Consider the following 7,357-nt stretch of genomic DNA (forward strand, 5'->3'; position numbering starts at 1 on the left):
TTTTAAGAAAAATAAAATATTTTAAGCACCCACTGAATATCAAATAGTTAAAAAACCGCTCTTGTTGAGCATAATTCTAAAATTTGCAAGTTGGGTTAAGCCCGCTGACAGGCTTGACAGGGACTAATCTTGGCAGATAAGCCTGAAAACAAGGTTATTTTATAATAAAAGCCGCATTGATAATCGATGCGGCTTTTTTAGTGATATTACCCAAGATGACCGGCTACTTTTTGTAAAGACTGTTTTCGATTATGTAATCATAGACCTCGGGAGTCAACAGATAGGGGAGTTGTTTTTTTTCGGAAAAAGCCTGTCTTATCAATGTTGATGATACATCAAGCAGGGGAGCCTCAATCAAAGTAACCTTGTTTAGAATCTCTTTTTCTGCATCTTCGGGCGCATAACCGGGTCGGGGATATACAAGAATATTGAATTTCTCAATAATTTTTTCTGCTTCATGCCAGCGAGGAAATACCAGAAGATTGTCACTTCCGATAATCAGAGAAAACCTGTGGTCAGGGTGTGATTCTTTCAAAAGCTCCAGGGTTTTCAGAGTGTAGGAGGGGAGTGGCATATCAAATTCAATGTCTGACGCAATGAATCTTTCCTCACGCGATATGGCCAGTTTTACCATTTTCAGCCTGTGTTGCTCATCTTCCAGTTCTGATTGTTCTTTAAACGGATTCTGAGGGCTGACGACGAACCAGATCTGATCAAGGGACGAATATTCGAGCAGGTAATTGGCCAGTGCCAGGTGTCCTATATGTATAGGGTTAAATGAACCGAATAGTAGCCCTGTTTCCTGCATGGTGTTGGTTTCTTTACTGGGTAATGAATTGGCGCACTATCTGAAGAGCCTCTTTCATGGCAATGTCAAGGTTGTCGTTGATGATGATTTTATCGAAAAACCTGGCATAGCCCAACTCCTTTTCTGCCTTATCCAGGCGTTTGCTGATGGTCTCCTCTGTGTCTGTATTTCTTTTTCGCAGTCTCTCTTCCAGAACTTCCAGAGTGGGGGCTTTTACAAAAATGGCAAGAGCGTCATCACCATATTGCTTTTTTATATTGGTTGCACCTACCACATCTACATCAAAAACAGCAGTTTTACCTGCTGCCGAAATTCGTTGTACTTCGCTTTTCAGAGTTCCGTAATAGGTTCCCTCGTAAACCTCTTCCCATTCCAGAAATTCTCCTTTGTTGATTTTTTCCCTGAAAGTTTCACTGTCCAGAAAATAGTAATCCACGCCGTCTTTCTCGAGGCCCCTTGGTTTGCGGCTGGTTGCAGAAATGCTAAAAGCCAGATCCGGAATTTGTTGCATCAGGGTGCGTACAATGGTTGTTTTTCCCGATCCTGAAGGTGCTGAAAATATGATGAGTCTGTTGGCCATAACTATAGGATGTTGAGAATTTGCTCTTTGATTTTTTCCAAATCATCTTTCATTTTCACAACAATATGCTGAATGTCGGAGTCGTTGGCTTTCGAGCCCAGCGTATTTATTTCACGCCCCATTTCCTGGGTGATAAAGCCCAGCTTTTTCCCTACCGGACCATCCTCTTCCATGGTTTCATAAAAGTAATTGATGTGATTTTTCAGCCTGACTTTTTCTTCCGATATGTCCAGCTTTTCCAGATAATAAATAAGCTCCTGCTCAAAACGGTTTTCATCTGCCCCGTTGTTGCTGAAATCTGACAAATTTTCCTTGATCCTGTTTTTTATTTTTTCAGTCCTTTGTGTTTCAAAAGGGGTAATTTGTTCCAATAAAGTGGCGATGTTTTCGCATCGTTCCCGCACATCCGCTTGCATGGAATTGCCTTCCTGAATACGGAAATTATCCAATTGTTCAATGGCCTCGCTTAAGCTGGAGGAAACTGCTTTCCATTCTTCTTCATCCAGTTCTGCCGGCATTGTTTTCATGGTATCGGGCAGAGGCATGATGATGCGCAGGTAATCTGTGGAATCACCAATGTTCAACTTATCTGCAACACTTTTCAATTGATTGTGGTAGGCGCTGATTACCTCTTCATTTACCTGAGGAATCTTGTCCGGAATCATTGATTCTACATAAAAAGTAACATCCACCTTGCCCCGTTGCAATGTTTGGCTGATGATGTTGCGCATTGAGAGTTCCTTTTCCCTGTAAAGATTCGGAATTCGGGTGTTGATGTCCAGCTGTTTGCTGTTTAAGGATTTTATTTCAATGGTAATTCGTTTGGCTGGAAGTTCGCATACCGACTTCCCGAAACCGGTCATTGATTTTATCATGGAATTTCGTCTTTTAATCAGCTTCAAAGTTAGATATTATTCCCGAAGCATTCTAACCTGAACGGTTCAAAGAATAAAATTCTTCCGTCAATCATGTTTCACTGTTCTTGAGCATTATGGTACGGGAAAACTATGTGATTTGAAAGAAGATTGCTTCTCTTTGCTCGCAAGATCCGGTTTTAAAGGGTTTAGCAGGGTTCATTGTGAGTGAATACCTCTATTAAATTTTGAGGCATAATGGAAATATGACAGATATGGGAGGTCCCTGGAAGGGGCCAATTTGAATAACCCCGGGTGGGTAACCCGGGGTTGGCATAACAAATGAATCAGGTCCCCGAATGGGGGCCAACTATTATTTTGCTGATTTATTGCTTATTACAAAAATCTGTCATTGGTAACGTAGATAAGCAATCTCAATTTTTGAACCAGTTACCAATGCAATAGATTGTTAGATTTTAGAAGTTAGAGATTAGAATAAATCTTAAGATATTGACATTCTGCATTTTATCAAAAAACACTCATTCAAATTTAACGGTCTAATTTCCAGGGCTTTGAAAAAGTTTAACGGACTATTGCAATGATTATTAAGCCAAAAAAAAATCAAAATTATTTTCACTTTTTAAGTGACAGAAATACAGGGTTTTAAGACAGTATTTGATAAAAAAACGACAAAATGTTTAAGAAAAAAACGAAAAACCTGAACAAAAATAATCTCACGGCGTTTAACTATCAAATTAACAATTTTAAATCAATCTAAATTAAAATCAAAGGTCATGAAAAAGTTAAGTTTTAAAATGATGGCAATTTTGCTGTTGGGTGTTTTTGTTTTTGCTTCATGCAGCGAAGATGATGAGGAAGATGAAATAATTGTGGATCCTGTGGAAAGTAACACAATTGTGGATGTAGCTTCCGGAAATGATGATTTTTCGATTCTTGTGGATGCATTGGTAAAAACTGGTTTGGATGATGCATTAGCCAATGAGGATGCTTCTTTTACAGTTTTTGCTCCTACCAATGATGCATTTGTTGCTTTGTTGGATGAGTTGGGTGTTTCCGGTTTGGATGATATTCCAAATGAAACACTTACTTCTGTATTGCTTTATCACGTTTTGAATGGTGAAGCCCCTGCTTCAGCAGTTTCAACCGGTTATTACAGTACCTTGTCTGCCGGTCCTGCCGAAGGGTATAATTTATCACTTTACGTGAATAAAGAAGATTTGATGCTTAACAGTCGTGCGGAAATTGTGCAGACAGATGTAATGGCTGACAATGGTGTTATTCATGTGATTGATCAGGTGGTATTGCCTCTTTCGATAACGGGACATGCTGTTGCCAATGCTGATTTTGCTTCCCTTGCTGCTGCTGTGACCAAAGCCGGTCTGGCCGATGCTTTGGCTGATGAGAGTGCTCTTTACACCGTCTTTGCCCCGGTTAATTCGGCTTTCGATCAGTTGCTCTCCGATCTTGGAGTAACACTGGATGACCTCACCGCCGATGATCTCACCCCTATCCTGCTTTATCATGTGGTGGATGCTTTTGTGCCTGCTGCTGATGTGGCCTCAGGTTATGTTCCTACACTGAGTCCTGCACAGGATAGAAATGTTAGTTTGCAGATTGGTGTTGGTGATGGGGTTATGTTGAATGGTTCAAGTAATGTTGTGGCTACCGACGTTGTTGCTACCAATGGTATCATTCATGCCATTGATGAGGTGGTGTTGCCGCCCACAGTTGTTGATGTAGCACTGGATAATCCTGATTTTTCCATCCTGGTTGAGGCGGTTGTTAAAGCCGAATTGGTGGAAACATTGAATGGCGACGGTCCGTTTACCGTTTTTGCTCCTGTTAATGCTGCCTTTGAGGAGCTGTTTACAGCCCTCGGAGTGTCAGGTATTGACGATATTGATGTTGCAACGCTTACAAATGTTTTACTTGCCCATGTTGTAAGTGGCAATGTAGCCTCCACGGATTTGTCTAATGGTTCGGTAGCAACCCTCAACGAGACCAAAAATCTTGAGATTAATACCGACAACGGCGTGGTAATAGATGGTGATATTAATGTGGTACTTGCCGATGTACAGGCTGCCAACGGTATTGTCCATGTAATTGACAAGGTAATTGTACCAGAATAATAATTGGAACTAAGCTTCCCTTTGACGGCGGGGCCTTTGGTGGGACCTTTGATTTTCCACCTTAGGTCCCGTTTTATTTTTGAGTTTTGTTCTTTATTTTTGCCGTTCAAATGAACAAATGTCTTTTTTCAGTCGTTACAACTACAAAATTACCGATTATCAGTATTGTGGCGCTGTTTGGCACGAAATGGCACTTTTATTAAAATATGAAACGAATCCCGAATGTTCGGAACGAGTTCCATCGGACCAATAACTTAGTTTTATTTCGGTGGTTGAATGACTGACAATAGTGCAGATCCTGTTTTAAATTAGTTTTTACCAATCCATTATGGCTGTTTATTCCATAAAAGACCTGGAGAAAATCTCCGGAATTAAAGCACATACCATTCGTATTTGGGAGCGAAGATACGGACTTGTTGAGCCCAAGAGGACAGCAACCAATATCCGCTACTATTCAGATAATGATTTAAAGAAACTGCTAAATATCTCCATCCTAAACCAAAACGGTTTTAAGATTTCTAAAATTGCGGAGCTGGACGACCACCAGCTTAGGGACAGGGTTCTTGACCTATGTGTCGATGCCCGGAGCAGTGGTGTTCAGATTGAAAGCCTTATGGTTTCCATGCTTGAGCTGGATGAGCGGAAGTTTCTAAATGTACTTTCGGGAACCATCATAAAATATGGGTTTGAAGATACTCTGGAGAAAGTTTTGTTTCCTTTTTTGGACAGGATTGGCGTTCTTTGGCAGGCAGGTACCATTAATCCTTCGCAGGAACACTTTATTTCAAACCTGATACGTCAGAAACTTATTGTAGCTATTGATAATGAGATGCAGAATGTTTCTGTGAATGGTCCGCGTATAACATTTTTTCTGCCCGAGGGGGAACTGCATGAAATCGGGCTTCTTTTTTACAACCTGATGGCGCGTAAAGAGGGACTTGATGTGGTTTATCTTGGCCAGTCGGTGCCGTTGGTTGATTTGAAAGTGGTTAACCAGGCTCGTCCTGCCGATGCCTTCTTTGTTTCGTTTGTCTCTGCCAGAGAAAAGGAAGAGATGGAGAAGATGCTTCAAAATCTGAGAGATGTATTTCCTGATACTCCTTTTATGGTAAACGGGTTGCAGATAAGAGAACTTCAACCAAAACTTCCGGAAGATTTTACGGTTGTTTCCTCCATCCGTACATTTAAAGAAAGCATCAGGTTACTCAAATATTCAGAATGATTCTTTCTTTGTAACTCCCTTGTTTTTCCACTTTCCGGACAGATACCAAAAGAATGTTCCCGCCAGACCAATCATCCATCCGAATGGTATAGCCCACCAAATCCCTGATGGGCCGAATTGATCCGATAAAATTGCTGCCAGCGGTATTCGTACTATCCAGAGGGATATTAAGGTAATAAACATCGGAATCAGCGTATCACCTGCACCTCTCAATGTTCCATGCATGGTAAACATGGTGGAGAATACCGGGTAAAAGGAGCTGATGATGATCAAATAGTTGTGTCCGTGTTTGATGACTTCCGGGTTGTTGGAAAACAGGGACATTAAGGCCTCTCCCTGAAATATGACTATTGCCATAACAAAAAAACTGATGGCCCAGGTCATATACAAGGTTGCACGTAACCCTTTTTTTATTCGGTCGATGCGACCTGCTCCCAGATTTTGGCCTACAAATGCCGCGAGGGCAGAAGCCAGGTTCATGGCAGGCATGGCTGCCAGGGCATCAATACGGCTGGCAGCTGTATATGCGGCAAGTACAGGGGTGTCAAAATTGTTAATAATCCGTATCAGGGCCATCATGCCCAGTGCAACAAAGGCTTGTTGAAATCCTGTAGGGAGTCCGATGCGAGCACTCTGCCTGAAGATGGACCAGTTAAATACAAATGTCTTCCATCCGAAATGAATGAGATGATCCCGGTTGTTTAACACTAAAATGGCCGTAATAAATGCACCTCCCTGAGCTACAACGGTTGCAATGGCGGCACCTTCGATACCCCATTCGAAAACCAGGATAAACAACAAATCCAATCCGATATTGGCCAAAGTGGAAATAGAGAAAAATAACAAGGGCGTTTTGCTGTCTCCTAATCCTCTGAGAATGGAAGCTGTGCTGTTGAATCCGAAAAATACCACCAGTCCTGAAATGTAAATGGTGAAGTAACTGATGGCTTCCGGCATCACATCTTCTCCCACTTTCAGGAGAGTGAATATTTCTTTGCTGTACAAAATGCCAAAGGTGCTGAGCAAAATCGAAGCGATAAAAATAAAGATGTAGATCGTTCCTATCGCTTTCCGGACCTCTTCATACTTTTTCGCTCCAAAGTATTGACTGATTACCACGGTGGCTCCACTGCCGATACCAATGACAAATGCAATAAGGGTGTAGAAAATCGGGAACGATGCACCGACAGCTGCCAGGGCTTGCTCTCCAAGCACTTTCCCCACGATGATGGAATCCACCACATTGTAGAGTTGCTGAAAAATATTGCCAATCACCATAGGGATCGCAAACCGCAATATGACACGTCCTTCAGGACCGCTGGTCAAGTCTTTCATTTACTTTAGAGTTATGCTGTGTGCAAAGCTACAATAGTTCTTAATTCTGGAAAATAAATATTACGGCACCTTCGTTTTATTACCAATGACTTTATGGACAGACACTACTTAACCTACATTTTTTTGAATCAAGTGAGGTGCAATCAGGCTGAAAGCCTGAGAGTAATAGCCCAGGGCAACGCCCTGGGTTTTGAAGTATCCTCCAACCCCCTCTTCTTATTGGTCGCGTCGCGACCAATAAGAAGAGGGGGTTTTAAATGTCTCATAACGAAAACTCATGAACAATCCAGGTTAAATCATCATGTTCCGTTAACCCAACTTGCAAATTTTAGAATTATGCTCAACAAGAGCGGTTTTTTAACTATTTGATATTCAGTGGGTGCTTAAAATATTTTATTTTTCTTAAAA

The 7,357-nt window shown here is 41.5% G+C and carries 6 protein-coding genes; 2 read left to right on the forward strand and 4 right to left on the reverse strand.

What is annotated here, in order from left to right; genetic code table 11:
- Nucleotides 1-223 precede the first annotated feature (223 nt).
- The 3 genes from nadD to BY457_RS18545 are packed head-to-tail and all read right to left on the reverse strand — an operon-like array spanning nt 224 to nt 2,263.
- Complete coding sequence (nadD, locus tag BY457_RS18535; RefSeq protein ID WP_106154822.1) at nt 224-808, reverse strand: nicotinate (nicotinamide) nucleotide adenylyltransferase; 585 nt, start codon at nt 806-808, stop codon at nt 224-226.
- Between the two features lie 13 nt (nt 809-821).
- Nucleotides 822-1,388, reverse strand: coding sequence for a guanylate kinase (gene gmk / locus BY457_RS18540; protein WP_106154823.1), 567 nt, complete (start codon nt 1,386-1,388; stop codon nt 822-824).
- Between the two features lie 2 nt (nt 1,389-1,390).
- Nucleotides 1,391-2,263, reverse strand: coding sequence for a YicC/YloC family endoribonuclease (locus BY457_RS18545; protein WP_181256539.1), 873 nt, complete (start codon nt 2,261-2,263; stop codon nt 1,391-1,393).
- A 773-nt stretch (nt 2,264-3,036) separates the two neighbouring features.
- Between BY457_RS18545 and BY457_RS18550 the strand changes: the two genes are divergently transcribed.
- Both BY457_RS18550 and BY457_RS18555 read left to right on the forward strand, forming a co-directional pair.
- Nucleotides 3,037-4,392 (forward strand): fasciclin domain-containing protein, encoded by a 1,356-nt coding sequence (locus BY457_RS18550; protein ID WP_106154824.1) that lies wholly within the window; start codon nt 3,037-3,039, stop codon nt 4,390-4,392.
- Nucleotides 4,393-4,720: 328 nt separating this feature from the next.
- On the forward strand, nt 4,721-5,614 hold the full coding sequence (locus BY457_RS18555) for a MerR family transcriptional regulator (protein ID WP_106154825.1): 894 nt from the start codon (nt 4,721-4,723) through the stop codon (nt 5,612-5,614).
- Here BY457_RS18555 and BY457_RS18560 read toward each other — a convergent pair.
- On the reverse strand, nt 5,606-6,949 hold the full coding sequence (locus BY457_RS18560; protein WP_106154826.1) for an MATE family efflux transporter: 1,344 nt from the start codon (nt 6,947-6,949) through the stop codon (nt 5,606-5,608). The two genes, BY457_RS18555 and BY457_RS18560, sit on opposite strands and share 9 nt — an antisense overlap.
- Nucleotides 6,950-7,357 lie beyond the last annotated feature (408 nt).

The organism is Marinilabilia salmonicolor, assembly GCF_003003035.1.
Taxonomy (GTDB): Bacteria; Bacteroidota; Bacteroidia; order Bacteroidales; family Marinilabiliaceae; genus Marinilabilia; species Marinilabilia salmonicolor_A.

Coding starts and splice junctions, on each gene's coding strand:
- BY457_RS18550 (WP_106154824.1), top strand. CDS start 3,037: ATGAAAAAGTTAAGTTTTAAAATGATGGCAATTTTGCTGTTGGGTGTT.
- BY457_RS18555 (WP_106154825.1), top strand. CDS start 4,721: ATGGCTGTTTATTCCATAAAAGACCTGGAGAAAATCTCCGGAATTAAA.
- BY457_RS18545 (WP_181256539.1), bottom strand. CDS start 2,263: ATGATAAAATCAATGACCGGTTTCGGGAAGTCGGTATGCGAACTTCCA.
- gmk (WP_106154823.1), bottom strand. CDS start 1,388: ATGGCCAACAGACTCATCATATTTTCAGCACCTTCAGGATCGGGAAAA.
- BY457_RS18560 (WP_106154826.1), bottom strand. CDS start 6,949: ATGAAAGACTTGACCAGCGGTCCTGAAGGACGTGTCATATTGCGGTTT.
- nadD (WP_106154822.1), bottom strand. CDS start 808: ATGCAGGAAACAGGGCTACTATTCGGTTCATTTAACCCTATACATATA.